Source organism: Moryella indoligenes, assembly GCF_030812885.1.
Classification (GTDB): Bacteria; Bacillota; Clostridia; order Lachnospirales; family Lachnospiraceae; genus Moryella; species Moryella indoligenes.
On record NZ_JAUSTO010000032.1, the window covers coordinates 1 to 2029 of the forward strand.

The 2029-nt window shown below is 39.9% G+C and carries 4 protein-coding genes; 1 reads left to right on the top strand and 3 read right to left on the bottom strand.

What is annotated here, in order from left to right:
- Positions 1–336: 336 nt before the first annotated feature.
- From J2S20_RS11930 to J2S20_RS11940, 3 genes are read right to left on the bottom strand one after another with little or no spacing between them, the layout of a single operon-like run.
- Positions 337–849: an OB-fold protein gene (locus J2S20_RS11930; protein ID WP_307255554.1), complete on the bottom strand. Its 513-nt coding sequence runs from the start codon at positions 847–849 to the stop codon at positions 337–339.
- Positions 850–902: 53 nt separating this feature from the next.
- Entirely contained in the window at positions 903–1142 is a 240-nt protein-coding gene (locus J2S20_RS11935) for a hypothetical protein (RefSeq protein WP_307255557.1), read from the bottom strand.
- Positions 1123–1509, bottom strand: coding sequence for a helix-turn-helix domain-containing protein (locus J2S20_RS11940; protein ID WP_307255555.1), 387 nt, complete (start codon positions 1507–1509; stop codon positions 1123–1125). The genes J2S20_RS11935 and J2S20_RS11940 overlap by 20 nt, the downstream gene beginning before the upstream one ends.
- Positions 1510–1672: 163 nt before the next feature.
- Between J2S20_RS11940 and J2S20_RS11945 the strand changes: the two genes are divergently transcribed.
- Positions 1673–1891 (top strand): helix-turn-helix transcriptional regulator, encoded by a 219-nt coding sequence (locus tag J2S20_RS11945; protein WP_307255556.1) that lies wholly within the window; start codon positions 1673–1675, stop codon positions 1889–1891.
- The last annotated feature ends 138 nt before the right edge of the window (positions 1892–2029 follow it).

The following is a 2029-nucleotide window of genomic DNA, read 5'->3' on the forward strand; positions in this document are numbered from 1 at the left end:
AGTATCGGACACCATCTTTCATCTCCCGGATTCTCCACTTGCTGCCGTGCTTTTCTATAGTCATGGTATACCTCCTCGAATTTTGGGTACAAAAAGAACACCCTTTTGACAGGATGCCCCGAAGATGATACTATGAGCTTGTTCAAGGCTGATCATCTTCGGATTATCAGTTTCATTCCGCCCTGGTGTTGGTAGCACCTGGGCGGGTTTTATTTGACAACGTGTTCCTGATTGAATATATCCTTTGAGAATGGTAAAATAAAGTTACGAAATATGTACATGCCTCTTTGGAGGGAAACCGCCCCGATGGTCGAGCACCGGAGCGGTTTTTTAATCTTAATTAATGCTGTCAATGTCGAGGCTATAACCTAAAACCTCTCCAACATCTTTGCATTTCCCGCGTAAAGTAACAATGTCATTGGTTGACATTTTCTTTACAGCTTCCTTCTGCTCATCAGACTTTATATAGCACTGCACGCCGATAATCGCAAAGTCCTCATTCGGAACAAGGCTGATATACTTTCCGCTGCTGTCAATGTTGCTAAGTTTTCCAGTGATTTCAAGATACTGATCTTTATATTTGTCAGATGCGTTCATAGCGTTTGCGTTGAGATCATTCATCATTTCATCAACCGTGTATGCTGTGTATTCAATAGCTTCGGTTGTGGGCTCTTCTTTGCTTGCTTCGGTCTTCTGCGCTGCAACGGTAGACTGCGTATCCGGAGCTGCATTATTTCCGGATTTCCCCCCTCCGGCAATAGCCCCAATCACGCCTAGCGCAACAATTCCGATAATGATCTTTGGTACAAGGCCCATCTTCTTTTTGGTTGACGTGTTTTCGTTACTCATGATAACTCCTCCCTCTTAAGGTTTTTATATATCAAGGCACCATGCCATGATAGTCAGCGTGAAAGCTTGTGAGCTTCAGATTCTATTTCTTGGATAGTTTTATCTATTTTTCTATGGTCTTCATTGAGAATGTGGCTGCGTTCATGTTCGTAAGCCTTTGATAATATTTCCTGCGTTAATCTGTTGTTAAGCACGATTGTATAAGACATGTCAGGGTTCTCTCTGACAAAGGATTTGATACGATGCGGCATATCCTCATAAGAACAGTAGATATCAGGATTCATCATCTCCACTCATTCTGTTAATCATTTTCTTGACAAACTCGATGTCTTCAGCTTTTACTTTTCGAGACGCGTCAAACAGAACTTTGTACTTTGGATTTTTGAAAAGGAACTCTGCCATGTCGCGAGCGTCCTCATCCATATAATAATCAGGTTCTTCCCCGCAATGATCTTTTAATAAGTTCTCGCGTGTTACTCCAAAGAATTTGCAAATTCTATCTATTTTATCCATTCTAGGAGTATTATATCCCTTTGACCAATTATTTACAGTTGTATTGCTAACTTCTAAATACTTAGCAAGGTCAAGCTGTGTTTTCCCATGAGAGGATAATAGGCGGTTTAAATTTTGAGTGAATATTTTTTGAATATCTTCAGGCATTTCCGTTCCTCCCTTCAAATAGTATTATACAAATAGAAGTTGATGATATCAATACCAAAGTTAAAAAAAATCAACTTTTAGCTTGACATCAACTTCAAGTTGATTTATGATGTGTTTACAACAAGCAATTCCCTTTGTGAGGAAAAGAAGGGAGGTGAGGTAAATGAAAAATGAATCATCATATCGAGTTTCACTTGCTGCGGCTCGCGTCAATGCCGGTTTAACACAAGAAGACGTAGCAAAAGCTTTAAACAAAAACAAGCAGACCATTGTGAATTGGGAGAATGGAAGAAGCAATATTGATACTGCAAACTTTATAATGCTGTGTGAACTTTATAATGCTCCGCAAAGCGCTATTTTTTTGCCCAATAAATCAAGTTAAGGTTGATTTAAGAGCTGATGAAGTGAAGAGGAAGGGATATCTTGAAAATAAAGGCATGGATTATTGTTCTGGGGGCTCTGATTCTTGCAGACCAGATTCAGAGTCGGAAACAGTTTCAGAATCAGGCGGAGTTGACTG